The following is a 12,427-nucleotide window of genomic DNA, read 5'->3' as shown; positions in this document are numbered from 1 at the left end:
ATGCGCTTCGACGTTCTCACCCTCTTTCCTGAACTCTTCGACCCCTTTCTGCGGGTCGGCGTGACGCGTCGCGCCTACGAGAGCAAGCAGGTCGATGTGCGCCTGTGGCAACTGCGCGATCACGCCGAGGACAACTACCGTCGCGTCGACGACCGTCCTTTCGGCGGCGGTCCCGGCATGGTCATGCTGGCCGCACCGCTGGAGCGCGCGCTGGCGGCGGTGAAGGCCGATCGCGCGACCACGCATCCCGGTGCGCCGGCCGTCATCCATTTCAGCCCGACCGGCCGCAAGCTCGACCAGGCGCTGGCGCGTGAGCTCGCGCAAGGCGAGGGCGCCATCCTGCTCTGCGGCCGCTACGAAGGCATCGACCAGCGCGTGCTGGACCGCCACGTGACGATGGAGATCAGCCTCGGTGATTTCGTGCTCTCCGGTGGCGAGCTGCCGGCCATCGCGATGCTCGATGCGATCGCGCGTCTGCAGGACGGCGTGCTGAACGACGCCGCCTCGCATCAGCAGGACAGCTTCTCGGACGGGCTGCTGGACTGCCCGCACTTCAGCCGCCCGGAGGTCCTGGAGACGCCCGACGGCCCGTTGCCGGTGCCGCCGGTGCTGCTGTCCGGCCATCATGCCGAGATCGCCCGCTGGCGTCGCGAGCAGTCGCTGGCGCTGACATTGCGCCGCCGGCCCGAGTTGATCGAGGCCGCGCGCCGCGACGGCAAGCTCGACAAGAAGGACGAGAAGTTCCTCGCGTCGCTACGCACGGCCCAGGGCGGAACGATCGCCAAGACGGGCGAAGTTTGACGATCGCCCAACCACGTCTATAATCGCGGGTTTTTCCGATCCTCTACTGGGCTGATGGGGCAAGGGCGGTGCTTTGACACCGTTGGTTGAATCCCCACGCGGGCGGCGCCGAAGAATTCATTCGATGGCGGCCAGACCTGGAATCATCCTGATTCGCGCCGGCAAGATCACAGGAGATCCTCGTGAATCTGATCCAAACCCTCGAGCAAGAAGAAATTGCTCGCCTGAACAAGACCATCCCCGCTTTCGCTCCTGGCGACACGGTGATCGTCAACGTGAACGTCGTCGAAGGCACCCGCAAGCGCGTGCAGGCCTACGAAGGCGTCGTGATCGCCCGCCGCAACCGCGGTCTGAACTCCAACTTCATCGTCCGCAAGATCTCGAGCGGCGAAGGCGTTGAGCGGACGTTCCAGCTGTACAGCCCGCTGATCGCTTCGATCGAAGTCAAGCGCCGCGGCGACGTCCGCCGCGCGAAGCTGTACTACCTGCGTCAGCGTTCGGGCAAGTCGGCGCGCATCAAGGAAAAGCTGGCCATCAAGTCGGCCTGATCCTCGGCGCAAGCCACCCCCAAAGCCGCTCCAAGGCCCTGCCCGGAGCGGCTTTGTCGTTTCTGGCGTCCAATCGGGGCTTCGCGCCCCGAGCGCCCACGAACAAGTCCGGCACACCGGACGACCCTGCCGCATGCCGACGCCTCCTTCCAGCCGTCCCGCCAGCCGTCCAGCCATCCAGGATCCCCGCGCCATCCCCGTCACCGGCACCGATGCGCATCTCCCCGCCGTCCCCCGTGAGCGTCTGACCCCGGGCTGGCTGCGTGAGCGCTTCCTGCATCCGCTGAGCATCGACCCGGAGCTGCCCGGCGACGGCGGCCTCTTCCCGGGCCGCACGACGACGCAGGCCGCGGTGCTCATCCCGCTGGTGCAGCGCGCCGAAGGCCTGCACGTCCTGCTGACGCAACGCACGGCGCATCTGCGGGACCATGCCGGCCAGATCAGCTTCCCCGGCGGCCGCGCCGAGCCGGAGGACGGCTCGCCCGAGCGCACGGCGCTGCGCGAGGCGGAGGAGGAGATCGGCCTCGACGAGCGCTACGTGGACCTGATCGGCCAGCTGCCTGTCTATCGCACGGTGACAGCCTACGAGGTCACGCCGGTGGTGGGTCTGATCCGCCCGGGCTTCTCGCTGCGGCTGGATGCCTTCGAGGTGGCGGAGGCGTTCGAGGTCCCGCTGGAGTTCCTGATGAACCCCGCGCACCACCAGCGCCACACCTTCGAGTACGACGCGGGCGACGCGACCGGGGAGGCCGCCAGCGACAACGGTCCCCTGAAAGGCCGACGGCAGTTCCTGTCGATGCCGTGGACGGGGCCAGGTCTTGCGGTGTCGAACGTGGACCCCGACGTGACGCTGACGGCGGGCGCTTCGAAGGAGTTCTTCATCTGGGGGGCGACCGCCGCGATGTTGCGCAATCTCTACCGCTTCCTGCAGGTCTGAGCCACGGCAGGGGGCAGGGGGACACCGATCCCTCTTCGGCGGGTGTGCGGGCCGCTATCATCCCGGGCCATGAACTTCTTCGCGGTCTTGCTGGCGCTGGTGTGCGAGCAGCTCAAGCCTCTGCCGCACGGGAATCCGGTCCACCAAGGCATGATCGCCTGGGTGCGCTGGACCGGGCGCAACTTCGACGCGGGCCGGTCGCACCATGCGGCCGTCGTGTGGACGATCACCGTCGTCGGTCCGGCCCTGCTGGTCGGGGCGATCTACGCGCTCGTGCGGCCCTACAGCCTGCTGCTTTCGCTGGCGATGGATGTGCTGGTGCTCTATCTGACGCTGGGCTTCCGCCAGTTCAGCCACTACTTCACCGACATCCGTGACGCGCTGGAGCGTGGCGACGAGCTCGAAGCCCGCCGCCTGCTCGCCGAGTGGCGTCACCTCGACGCCAGCGAGCTGCCGCGTACCGAGCTGCTGAGGCACGTGCTGGAGCACTCGCTGCTTGCCGCGCACCGGCATGTCTTCGGGGTGTTCTTCTGGTTCGTGCTGTTCTCGACGCTGGGCCTGGGCCCGGCGGGTGCGGTGCTGTACCGGATGGCTGAATTCGCCGGCCGCTACTGGGCCTTCAAGAGCCGCACGCTGGACGCGCCGACCAACGAGCGCCTGATGGAGCTCTCGCGCAAGCTGTTCGGGATGATCGACCACATCCCTGCGCGCCTGACGGCGACGGGCTTCGCGATCGTGGGCAACTTCGAGGAGGCGGTGAGTTCCTGGCGTCGCGACTCGGCGCTGTGGGCCCACGACAACGAGGGGATCATCCTCGCTTCCGCCGCGGGTGCCGTTGGCGTGCAACTGGGCGGCAGCGCCGCTCCAGGCGTCACGCCCGACCGGAGCAAGACCTTCGAATCTGGCGGCGACATGGATGCGACGCGGGCGGAAGGTTCCACCGGTGGTGTCCCACCGCAACTGGGTCACCTGCAGAGCGTGGTCGGCCTCGTCTGGCGCTCGGTTGTCTTGTGGATGATGCTGCTGGCCCTACTGACGCTGGCGAACCTGGTGGGCTGAGCGCGCCTTCCGCGCGCAGACGCTCTCCAGAGCTTGGCCGGGTCCGGCGGCGAAGCCGAGCGTTCCAAAACTGACTTGAGCGCCGTCTGTCCGAGCGGCGCGAACCGCAGGTGAGCAAAGCGAGTTGGCGCGCCCGCGAGGCCCGAGCCGCCGGACCCGGCCAAGCTCTGCGCACGCCCCAACCGGAAGTTCAAGCGTCCCGCACATCGGCCAGCACCTGCTGGCCGAAGTCTTTTCTGGCGAGGAACTTCAGCACCTGAGCCGCGGTGTCCGCGGCGCTGGCCAACTGGCCTTCGGCCTTGAAGGCGGCAAAGCGGTCCCGGTCCGGGAACTTCGACGAATCGCCCCCGCGCAACTGGGCCTGCATGTCGGTGTCGATGATGCCGGGCGCCAGCGAGACGACGCGCGCGGCGCGTTCCCCCTTGGCTGCCTTGTGTTCCTCGTCCAGCGCCATGGCGCGGCTGAGGTTGTCCATGCCGGCCTTGGCCGCGCAATAGAGCGCGCTGCCGGCCATCGCGCGGCGGCCCAGGCCGGACGAGATGTTCAGCACCTTGCGCTCGGCGGGCCAGTCGCGGGTGGCATCGAGGAAGGCCGCGCTCATCAGCACAGTCGCCTCCAGGCCGACGCGCAGCGCGGCGGACAGTGTCTCCAGCGACTCTCCGTCGATGGGGCCGGGCGTGGTGACGACGCCGGCGTTGTTGATCAGCGTCGCGGTGGTCCATTCGCGGGGCTGCGTGCGCAGCCAGTCGGCCAGGCGCTGCGCGATCGCCAGCGGGCTCGACAGGTCCGCCTGCCATTGCTGCAGCGGCAGGCCGCGCTCATGGGCGAAGCGCTCCAACGCCTCGCTGCGGCCCCGGGCGATGCCGATGACCAGATGGCCGGCCTCGAGCGACTGGCGCGCCAGCGCCTCGCCGAGGCCGCGCGAGCTGCCGGTGATGATCGTGAGGGAATGAGCTTGGGGAAGAGTCGGTGGACACGGTCGAGGACATCGGGAATGCTCCTTGGGCGGATGGCGGGATGCACGCTCAGAAATCGGGCGGCGAATGCAATGAAAGCGGCGTCGCATCGAGCACCGCCGGCAGGTTGAGGTCCCGTGCATGCAGCAGCAGGCGGGGTGCCTGCGCGAGGACCTCCGGCGGCGCGTACAGCGCGTCGCCGAGGATGGGAAGACCGGCGGCCAACAGATGCACGCGCAGCTGGTGCGAACGCCCGGTGACCGGCTCGAGCTCGACGCGCGTGGTGCGCGCCGCGACATCGCGATCGAGCACCCGCACGCGGGTCAGGCTGGGTTTGCCGCGCTCGTGGTCGACCATCTGCCGCGGGCGATTCGGCCAATCGACGATCAGCGGCAGGTCGATCTCGAACGCGTCGCGTTCGACGATGCCCGCCACCACCGCCTCATAGCGCTTGTCGACGAGCCTCGCGGCGAAGGCCTCGCTGAGCGCGCGCTGCATCGCCTCGCCGCGCGCGAAGACGATCAGGCCGGAAGTCGACTGGTCCAGCCGATGCACGATCAGCGCATCCGGAAATTCAGCGGCCACGCGCGCCCAGGCGCAGTCCTGCTTGTGCTCGCCTCTGCCGGGTACGGACAGCAGGCCCGACGGCTTGTCGACGACGACGCGCCATCTGTCCGCATGGACGATGGTTAGTGCCGGCAGGGTCGGATCAATCATCGAGGCATCGTTGAAGCATCATCCAGGAATCACCCAACGTCGTTGCAGCTCAGAACTGGTGGATCCATCCGGACTGCTGCGCCGACTGCGGATTCGATCCTGCCGCGCTGACCGCTTCGAGCGATTGCGCCGCGGGCACGCCCAGCCGCTTCAGCACGCAAGCGGCCATCGTGCCGGTGCGGCCCATGCCGGCGGCGCAATGCAGCAGCACGCGGTCGCCCATGCGCAGGCCTTGCGCGATGTGCTCCACACCCTGCCGGAACGCCGCACTGTCCGACGCGAGACCGAAATCGCGCATCGGCACATGCAGCCAGCGGAAGGGCAGCCGGCCCTCGGCGATCGCCTTGTGATACGGCGGCGAGAGCTCGGCGACTTCCTCGAGCGGGTTGAGGCAGACCACCACGTTGAGCTGATTCAGGCGCGCCTCGTCGAGGAAGGCGCCCCAGGACTCGCGGCGGCCCGGCATCGACTGCAGCCACAGCCGGCCCGGGATGGCGTCGGGGAGGGGAGGGGTCGGAAAGCCATGCCCCCGATTGTCGGGTCTCCCTGCTGGAGTCGATGTTAATCAACTAAAAGTTTATTAATTTGACGGGCGGCGCGATCATCGCGGCATGGCGTTCAGCGCCTCGTTCGACGCCCCGCCGAAGCAAGGCTCGAAGTCACAACAACGCAAGCGGAAGGAGCTCGCCATGATCAGGATCCAGGGACTCGACCATCTCGTGCTGCGCGTGCGCGATCTACCGGCGGCGCTGCACTTCTACGGGGACCTGCTGGGTTGCACCGTCGAGCGGCGTCAAGAGGAGATCGGGCTGGTGCAGTTGCGCGCGGGCGCGCAGTTGATCGACCTCGTGCCGCTGGACGGCAAGCTCGGCCGCGTCGGTGGCGCAGGCCCGGGCGCGGAGGGGCGCAATGTCGACCACTTCTGCCTGCGCGTCGAGACGCTCGACGAGCCCGCGCTGCGTCGCTGGCTGACGTCGCAAGGCGTCACCGTCGACACTTACGGCTCGCGCTACGGCGCGGACGGCGACGGACCGTCGCTGTACCTGTTCGATCCCGATGGCAATGCCCTCGAGCTCAAGGGCCCGCCCTGGCCGGCGGGGCTGCACGAGGCGCTGGACCAGTCGGTGAAGTTCGGCCCCATGTACGGCACCGAGGCGCTGCCGCTCTTCAACCACCTGCCGATGGCGCTCGGCGCGCTGGCTCGGCTGGGCGCGCCGCGCGAATCGCTGCAACGGCACATCGACCATTGGGCGCCGCTGTCACGTGTCGCGGACGATGACGGCGTGCCGCCGCCCTCCGTCGAGGACGCGCTGCGCCGCGTGCTGGCCGCGCCCGAAGCGCAGGCCTTCCATGTCGCGATCCGGCTCGCCTATGCGCTGCAGTCGGGGCATCGTCAAGAGCTCGACGCGGCGCTGAGGACGACGATCGGGCTGGAGAGCCCGCTCGGCGCGCCGGTGCCGGCGGGGCAGGGGCGTGAAAGCCTTCGTGAGGTCATCGATGCGGTGCGTGCCGATCCCGCGCTCGCCATGCCGGCGATGCCGGGCACGCTGATCACGACGCGGATGCAACATGCCGCGACGCTGCCGGGCTTCGACGGCTACGTGGAGCGCCCGCGATTGACGCTCGATGCGCTGGCGGAAGCCTCGCTGGCCGCGTACCTGTCGCGGCACCAGTTCGCCTCGTTGCACCTGGTGACGGGCACGCATGCGCTGCGCGTGCTGCTGGAGGCCGCCGCCTCACGCGGCCTGGCGGTCGACGAGGGCCAGGTCTTGCGCACCGTCTGGCGCGCGTGGCTGGGCACGTATCTGTCGGAACTGCGTCCGGCGCCGGCCTGGGCGCTGGTCCACGCGGGACACGCGACGGAGGACGACTGGACGCGCGAGCTGCCCGGGCTGCACGCGTCGATGAACGACCACCGCATCAAGGTTGCCGACGCCGCGCGCGAGGAATGGCGCCATCGCGGCTGGCCCGGCTATGCCTTGTGTCTGCGCCGCGAAGGGGCCGCACAATGAGCGCCGTGCTGTCTTCCTCCGAGTCCTCCGCGACTGCCACCTCGCCGGCGCCGCTGCGCCATCCGCATCTGCTGCTCTGGGCCGTCTGCGCGCTCGCGCTGATGAGCACCGCCGGCGTCGCGCTGCCGTACCCGATCCTGGCGCCGATCTTCGTCAGCGGGCCGGTCGACGACTTCACCCATTTCCTCGGCCTGCGGCCGGAGCTGCTGATGGGCCTGGCGCTGGCGGTGAACCCGGCCGGCATCCTGGTCGGCAGCCTGGTGATCGGGCCGATGTCCGACCGCTACGGCCGGCGCCGTGTGCTCAGCGTCACCATCACCGCGACGCTCGTCGGCTACGGGCTGAGCGCTTTCGCGCTGGCCTCGCGGGACTATCCGCTGTTCGTGCTGTCGCGTTTCGCGACGGGCTTGACCGAAGGCAACGTCGCCGTCGTGCGGGCGCTGCTGGCCGACTGGCATCCGCAGCTCGAGCGCACGCGCAGCTTCGCCTGGCTCAACGCGAGCCTCTACATCGGCTGGCTGGTCGGGCCGCTGCTCGGCGGCCTGACGCTGCCCTGGGGCGAGGCGGTGCCCTTCATCGTGGCGGCCGTCGTGATCCTGCCTTGCCTGGTGCTGCTCGGCTTCGGGCTGCCCGACGACCGGCCGACCGCCAAGCCCGAAGGCGGGATGCTCGCCGCCATGCGGCGCCAGCAGTCGCTGGGGCTGATCGCCCAGGATCCCGTGTTGCGCCACCTCGCGCTGCTGCAGCTGGCGTACACGCTGGGCGTCAACGCGCTGTACGAGTTCGCGCCGCTGTGGATGCTGCAGCAGGCGGGGCTGGACAGTCGCGGCATCGCGCTGGTCACGGCGGTGCAGTGCGCCGCGATGACGGCGGCCAGCATCTTCGCGGCGCGCATCGGCTCCGGGCCGACGCCGCTGCACCGCGCGGCGCGTTTCGCGGTCGTCGCGGCGATCGGGCTGCTGGCCTTGAGCCTTGCGCCCTCCTGGCTGGGACTTGCGTTGATCCCGTTGCTGGGAGTGCCGCTCTCGTTCTACAACGCGCTGATGCCGGCATGGATGTCGGAGCGCTTCGCCGCGCATGGCCAAGGCCGCGTGATGGGCCTGCTGACGACGGTCTTCTGCCTGTCCAACACCTTGATCGCGCTGATCGGCGGCGCGCTGGGCATGCTGTCCGCGCGCTGGATCATGCTGCTGGGCGGCACGATGTGCCTGGGCGCGGCGATCGGCTTCATCCGCTTCGCGAGGCGCCACTCATGAGTCAAGGGAACGAGGACCGGCTGCTGTTCGAGCTCAAGAGCCGCGGCCCGCAGGCGGCGGCCGCGCTGGCGGCAACTGTCGCCATCACGCCGATGGGCGCGCACAAGCTGCTGGCGCGCCTGGAGGAACAGGGGACTTGTCGTTGCGCAGGACGATCAGCGCGGCGAGGCCGGACGGCCGCGCAAGCTGTGGTCGTTGACGGCGGCGGGCCACGGGCGTTTCCCGGATCGGCATGCCGATCTCACGGTGCAACTGATCCAGCAGGCGCGCGCGGTCTTCGGCGAGGCAGGACTCGATCAACTGATCGGTGCTCGCGAGCGCGACAGCGAGCTGCGTTATCGAGCGGCGATCGACCGGTGTCGCACGACCGGCGACCGGGTGCGCGAACTCGCTCGGCTGCGCGCGGAAGAGGGCTACATGGCCCGCGCCGAGCGCGTCGGCAAAGACTGGCTATTGGTCGAAGACCATTGCCCGATCTGCGCCGCCGCACAGAGCTGCCAAGGCTTCTGTCGCTCGGAGTTGGCGCTGTTCGAGCGTTGCCTGGGTCCTGGACTTACCGTCGAGCGCACCGAGCATCTGCTGGCCGGCGCGCGGCGTTGTGCCTATCGGATCAGCGCGGTGTAGTGGACTGCAGAGTCCGCTGGCCCTCACCCTCACCCCCACCCTCTCCCGCAAGCGGGAGAGGGAGCAAGAAGGGCGCCAATGTCACGAGACGATGTATGCCGCGGCGCCGGTGGCCAGCAGTCGGCCCTGCTCATCGGTGAACGCCATCCGCGTGTTGGCGACGCGGCTGCCCAGCCGCATCACCTCGGCCTCGCAGCGGAAGAGGGCGCCGATGGCGGGCCGCAGGTAGTCCACGCGCAGGTCGATCGTGCCGAGCTTGGCGAAACGCTGCAGCCGTTGCTGCGGCGCTTCGTCGAGATGTCGCGCGCCGATCGCCGCCATCACCGCCAAGCCGCCCATCGAATCGAGCGTTGCGCTGATCACGCCGCCGTGCAGCCGGTTGTGGGCGTAGTGCCCGACCAGGTCCGGCCGCATGGGAATGTGGGCCCGCACGATCTCGTGCTGCAGCTCGTCGATCTTCACGCCGAGCACCTGGTTGAAGGTGATCAGCGTTTCGAAGATCTCGCACAGGGCGGTGGTGAACTCGGGCTCGAAGGGGCTCTTCACATCGGTCATGGGCGCGGACCATAACGCAAGGCCGCGCGCGGCAGGAGAGCGCTCGCCCTAATCGATGTTCACGCAGCTCGTTCTGGTGGCCAGCCGACGTGACTGCAGGATGCCTTCTGTTGCGCTCACAACCATGCGGAACTTCAGGGGAAGAGGTTGGCTGACATGCGCTTCGTGTGGGTGTTACCCGTTTCTTCTGCAGACGATGGTGATCGTCGTGTTCTGTTCGTCTGCATTCGAATTGACCTGCAAGGCGCGGACGTACTGAATGCCCTTCGGAACCTTTACGCCACATGACGCATTGCCGTTCCAGTCGTTGAAACCGTCCTGCGACACGGCGCTTGCGCCGCAAGGCTTGCCCATGTCCCAGGACTGCCATATGCATACCTGGGCACCGTGTCCGTTGCCACCTGAACTCTTCGCACCGGAGCTCGTTGAAATGGTGACCTCTTGATCGCTTGGGAAATCCAACTTCACAACTGGAGACTTGGACTTCGCCACGTGGACGATCGTTTCACCCGGGGAACAAGTGGCGGCAAAGCTAGACGTCTGCGGACTGAACGCAGGTGCATTGGACACGCAGTCCGAGGCCATGACCGCCATTGGGAATAGTGAAAGAGCGAGCGCACCAGTAGCCTTCATGAGAGCACCTCTTAATCAGTCGGTTACCGCCACGGCCCATGTTCCGAGGGGCATATGCCCCAATCAATCTAGGCCCAAAGTCGAGATCTTTCGCCCTCGCGCTGCATGGACTTCATCAAAATTGATGTCATTCGGCAACTAACGTGATCAATCCATTCAACTGAAATCGCTCGTCCGGGAATCGAGGTGTGTCGACGCGGCGAGTGCGCTCAGCCGTCGCCGAGGGGGCTGAGGCCGGCCTCGATGAGCAGGGCCTTCGCGCGCAGGACGACCGGCTTGTCGATCATCAGATCGCCGAGCTTGGTGGCGCCGAGGCCGTCGCGATCGGCGATGTCGAAGGCGGCGACGATGGCGCGCGCCTGCGCCACCTGCTCGGGCGTTGGCGTGTAGCAGGCGTTGATCGCGTCCACGAACTTCGGATGCACGACCACCGCGCCGCGGAAGCCGAGCGAGCGGGCCTGCCGCAGCAGTGCTTCGAAATCCTCGACGTTGCCGAGGTTGGCGATCGAGCCGACGAAGCCCACGGGCAGCACGCCGGCCGCGCGCGCCGCGTACAGCACCATCAGGCTCGGCGTGAGCAGCGCCTGGGGCGTCGGAAGACCGCCGACGTCGAGCGAGAAGTCCTCGCTGCCCAGCATCATGGAATGCACGCGCGGCGAGGCCGCGGCGATGTCGTGGAGCCGTGGCAGCGCGGCCGCGGACTCGATCTGCAGCAGGAAGCGGACCCCGCTCGCCGGCAGACCGGCCGATCGTTCGAGTTCGTCGACGACGCCGGCCAGCAGCTGGACATCGCGGGCGTGCTCGACCTTCGGCAGCACCAGCAGGCGCAGGCCCGGCGACACGGCGGCGCGCAGGTCGTCGATGGCGGTGTTCAGCGCGCCGTTGACGCGCACCGCGGCGGCCTTGCCGCTCGCGTGCACGCGTCCGATCGCGGTCGCCACGCCGGCACGCGCGGCCGCCTTCCTGCTCGGATGCACGCCGTCCTCGAGATCCAGGATCACGACGTCGGGCGTCTTGTTCAAGGCGCTTTGAAGCAGACGCTCGTTGTCGGCGGGGACGAAGAGGTAGGACCGGTAGAAGCGGTGCGACGGAGCGGTCGATGCGGTCGATGCAGGCAATGTGGAGTGGGCGTTCATCACCGGTCCTTCAGCCATTTGTCGTTGTCCTGGCCGAGCGCCGGTGCGGGTCGGCGCACCGGCGGACGCGCGCCGTTGATCTTGAAGGGCACGGCGTGCACGGACACCGTGCGGCCGTCCGGCGTCTGCGCGTCCAGCAGCAGTTCGCGCTCTCGCACGTAGGGGTGCTGGAGCAGGTCCTCGATGTCGCAGACCTCGCCAGCGGTGATGTCGCGTTCCTCGAAGAAGGCCAGCGCTTCGGCCAGCGTGAGCGTCGACAGGTGCCCCTGGATCAACTCGTCGAGCGCGTCGATGTTGGCGAGCCGCGCCTCGTGCGTGGCGAAACGCTCGTCCTTCAGGGCCTCGGGCTTCCCGATGCCGGCGAAGAGCCGCTGCAGCGTGCCCGCCATGCCCGCGGACAACGCGACCCAACGCCCGTCCTTGGTCGCGTAGACGTTGCGCGGCGCATGCGTCGGCGAGCGGCTGCCGGACCGTTGCGTGGCCTGGCCGGTGAGCTGGAACTCGGAGGCCTGCGGGCCGAGCATCGAGAACAGCGGCTCGAAGAGCGAGAGGTCGATCTCCTGGACCGTCGGCGAGGGATGGGCGCGCTGGCGATGCAGGGCGGCCAGCGCGGCGGTCGCTCCGTGCAGGCCCGCCACCGAGTCGGCGAGCGAGAAGGGCGGCAGCACCGGCGGCCGGTCCGCATGGCCGTTCATCGCGGCGAAGCCGCTCATCGCCTCGATCAGCGAGCCGAAGCCGCCTTTCTTCGCGAACGGGCCCGTCTGTCCCCAGCCCGAGATGCGGACCACGATCAGGCGCGGGTTCAGCCGCTGCAGCGCGTCGATGCCCAGCCCCATCTTCTCGAGCGTGCCGGGGCGGAAGTTCTCGACCAGGATGTCGGCGCGCGTGATCAGCGACCTCAGCGAGGCCATGCCGTCGTCCGAGCGCAGGTCCAGCGCGACGCTGTCCTTGTTGCGGCTGTACTCCATCCAGTAGGTGCTCACGCCCTGGCGCTGCCAGGCGCGCAGGTCGTCGCCGCGCTCCGGCGACTCGATCTTCACGACGGACGCGCCGAGATCGGCGAGCACATGCGTCAGCACGTTGCCCGACACCAGCCGCGACAGGTCGATCACGACGACATCCGACAGCGGCTGGCGCTCGTCGGGGAGGGAGGGCTCAAGGCTCATGGAGGCGCTTCCTTTCATGGAAGCAGC

General features: G+C 68.6%; 14 protein-coding genes and 1 pseudogene. 8 read left to right on the top strand and 7 right to left on the bottom strand.

Features of this window, described 5'->3' with window-relative positions; all coding sequences use genetic code 11:
- The 4 genes from trmD (at position 1) to ACFJIX_RS28145 (ending at position 3,345) form a co-directional block, all read left to right on the top strand.
- The gene (trmD, locus tag ACFJIX_RS28160) at positions 1-801 is read left to right on the top strand and encodes a tRNA (guanosine(37)-N1)-methyltransferase TrmD (RefSeq protein ID WP_377156053.1); all 801 of its coding nucleotides are present in this window, start codon (positions 1-3) and stop codon (positions 799-801) included.
- 182 nt (positions 802-983) lie between these two features.
- On the top strand, positions 984-1,349 hold the full coding sequence (gene rplS, locus ACFJIX_RS28155; RefSeq protein WP_297523974.1) for a 50S ribosomal protein L19: 366 nt from the start codon (positions 984-986) through the stop codon (positions 1,347-1,349).
- 133 nt (positions 1,350-1,482) lie between these two features.
- Positions 1,483-2,286 carry an NUDIX hydrolase gene (locus ACFJIX_RS28150; protein WP_377156052.1) on the top strand — a complete coding sequence of 268 codons (804 nt, stop codon included), beginning with the start codon at positions 1,483-1,485 and terminating at the stop codon, positions 2,284-2,286.
- Between the two features lie 69 nt (positions 2,287-2,355).
- On the top strand, positions 2,356-3,345 hold the full coding sequence (locus ACFJIX_RS28145; RefSeq protein ID WP_377156050.1) for a CobD/CbiB family protein: 990 nt from the start codon (positions 2,356-2,358) through the stop codon (positions 3,343-3,345).
- A gap of 190 nt (positions 3,346-3,535) precedes the next feature.
- On the opposite strand, the gene ACFJIX_RS28140 is transcribed toward ACFJIX_RS28145, so the two are convergent.
- The 3 genes from ACFJIX_RS28140 to ACFJIX_RS28130 are packed head-to-tail and all read right to left on the bottom strand — an operon-like array spanning position 3,536 to position 5,484.
- Positions 3,536-4,411: an SDR family NAD(P)-dependent oxidoreductase gene (locus ACFJIX_RS28140; RefSeq protein WP_377156048.1), complete on the bottom strand. Its 876-nt coding sequence runs from the start codon at positions 4,409-4,411 to the stop codon at positions 3,536-3,538.
- Positions 4,371-5,018, bottom strand: a complete 648-nt coding sequence (locus ACFJIX_RS28135; protein WP_377156046.1) for a pseudouridine synthase — start codon at positions 5,016-5,018, stop codon at positions 4,371-4,373. The genes ACFJIX_RS28140 and ACFJIX_RS28135 overlap by 41 nt, the downstream gene beginning before the upstream one ends.
- A gap of 49 nt (positions 5,019-5,067) precedes the next feature.
- Positions 5,068-5,484 carry a tyrosine-protein phosphatase gene (locus tag ACFJIX_RS28130; protein ID WP_377156044.1) on the bottom strand — a complete coding sequence of 139 codons (417 nt, stop codon included), beginning with the start codon at positions 5,482-5,484 and terminating at the stop codon, positions 5,068-5,070.
- Between the two features lie 223 nt (positions 5,485-5,707).
- On the opposite strand from ACFJIX_RS28130, the pseudogene ACFJIX_RS28125 reads away from it, so the two are divergent.
- The 4 genes and pseudogenes from ACFJIX_RS28125 to ACFJIX_RS28110 form a co-directional block, all read left to right on the top strand.
- A pseudogene (locus ACFJIX_RS28125) lies at positions 5,708-6,115 on the top strand (VOC family protein); the annotation flags it as partial.
- Between the two features lie 42 nt (positions 6,116-6,157).
- Positions 6,158-7,030: a questin oxidase family protein gene (locus ACFJIX_RS28120; protein WP_377162027.1), complete on the top strand. Its 873-nt coding sequence runs from the start codon at positions 6,158-6,160 to the stop codon at positions 7,028-7,030.
- A 5-nt stretch (positions 7,031-7,035) separates the two neighbouring features.
- Entirely contained in the window at positions 7,036-8,286 is a 1,251-nt protein-coding gene (locus ACFJIX_RS28115; protein WP_377156043.1) for an MFS transporter, read from the top strand.
- A 246-nt stretch (positions 8,287-8,532) separates the two neighbouring features.
- Entirely contained in the window at positions 8,533-8,910 is a 378-nt protein-coding gene (locus tag ACFJIX_RS28110) for a helix-turn-helix transcriptional regulator (RefSeq protein ID WP_377156041.1), read from the top strand.
- 81 nt (positions 8,911-8,991) lie between these two features.
- Here ACFJIX_RS28110 and ACFJIX_RS28105 read toward each other — a convergent pair whose 3' ends face one another.
- From ACFJIX_RS28105 to ACFJIX_RS28090, 4 genes are all read right to left on the bottom strand, one after another.
- Positions 8,992-9,465, bottom strand: coding sequence for a thioesterase family protein (locus tag ACFJIX_RS28105; RefSeq protein ID WP_377156039.1), 474 nt, complete (start codon positions 9,463-9,465; stop codon positions 8,992-8,994).
- A 174-nt stretch (positions 9,466-9,639) separates the two neighbouring features.
- Entirely contained in the window at positions 9,640-10,098 is a 459-nt protein-coding gene (locus ACFJIX_RS28100; RefSeq protein WP_377156037.1) for a hypothetical protein, read from the bottom strand.
- A 209-nt stretch (positions 10,099-10,307) separates the two neighbouring features.
- Entirely contained in the window at positions 10,308-11,234 is a 927-nt protein-coding gene (locus ACFJIX_RS28095; RefSeq protein WP_377156035.1) for an HpcH/HpaI aldolase/citrate lyase family protein, read from the bottom strand.
- Positions 11,234-12,400: a CaiB/BaiF CoA transferase family protein gene (locus ACFJIX_RS28090; protein WP_377156033.1), complete on the bottom strand. Its 1,167-nt coding sequence runs from the start codon at positions 12,398-12,400 to the stop codon at positions 11,234-11,236. Before ACFJIX_RS28090 ends, ACFJIX_RS28095 begins: the two co-directional genes overlap by 1 nt.
- Between the last annotated feature and the right edge of the window lie 27 nt (positions 12,401-12,427).

Source organism: Roseateles sp. UC29_93, from assembly GCF_042695725.1.
GTDB lineage: Bacteria > Pseudomonadota > Gammaproteobacteria > Burkholderiales > Burkholderiaceae_C > Roseateles > Roseateles noduli_A.
The sequence above is the reverse complement of the archived record's forward strand: the minus strand, read 5'-3'. Positions and strand labels throughout refer to the sequence as shown.

Coding starts and splice junctions, on each gene's coding strand:
- ACFJIX_RS28105 (WP_377156039.1), bottom strand. CDS start 9,465: ATGACCGATGTGAAGAGCCCCTTCGAGCCCGAGTTCACCACCGCCCTG.
- ACFJIX_RS28140 (WP_377156048.1), bottom strand. CDS start 4,411: ATGCGACGCCGCTTTCATTGCATTCGCCGCCCGATTTCTGAGCGTGCA.
- ACFJIX_RS28135 (WP_377156046.1), bottom strand. CDS start 5,018: ATGATTGATCCGACCCTGCCGGCACTAACCATCGTCCATGCGGACAGA.
- ACFJIX_RS28130 (WP_377156044.1), bottom strand. CDS start 5,484: ATGCCGGGCCGCCGCGAGTCCTGGGGCGCCTTCCTCGACGAGGCGCGC.
- ACFJIX_RS28095 (WP_377156035.1), bottom strand. CDS start 11,234: ATGAACGCCCACTCCACATTGCCTGCATCGACCGCATCGACCGCTCCG.
- ACFJIX_RS28090 (WP_377156033.1), bottom strand. CDS start 12,400: ATGAGCCTTGAGCCCTCCCTCCCCGACGAGCGCCAGCCGCTGTCGGAT.
- trmD (WP_377156053.1), top strand. CDS start 1: ATGCGCTTCGACGTTCTCACCCTCTTTCCTGAACTCTTCGACCCCTTT.
- ACFJIX_RS28145 (WP_377156050.1), top strand. CDS start 2,356: ATGAACTTCTTCGCGGTCTTGCTGGCGCTGGTGTGCGAGCAGCTCAAG.
- ACFJIX_RS28150 (WP_377156052.1), top strand. CDS start 1,483: ATGCCGACGCCTCCTTCCAGCCGTCCCGCCAGCCGTCCAGCCATCCAG.
- ACFJIX_RS28100 (WP_377156037.1), bottom strand. CDS start 10,098: ATGAAGGCTACTGGTGCGCTCGCTCTTTCACTATTCCCAATGGCGGTC.
- ACFJIX_RS28120 (WP_377162027.1), top strand. CDS start 6,158: ATGTACGGCACCGAGGCGCTGCCGCTCTTCAACCACCTGCCGATGGCG.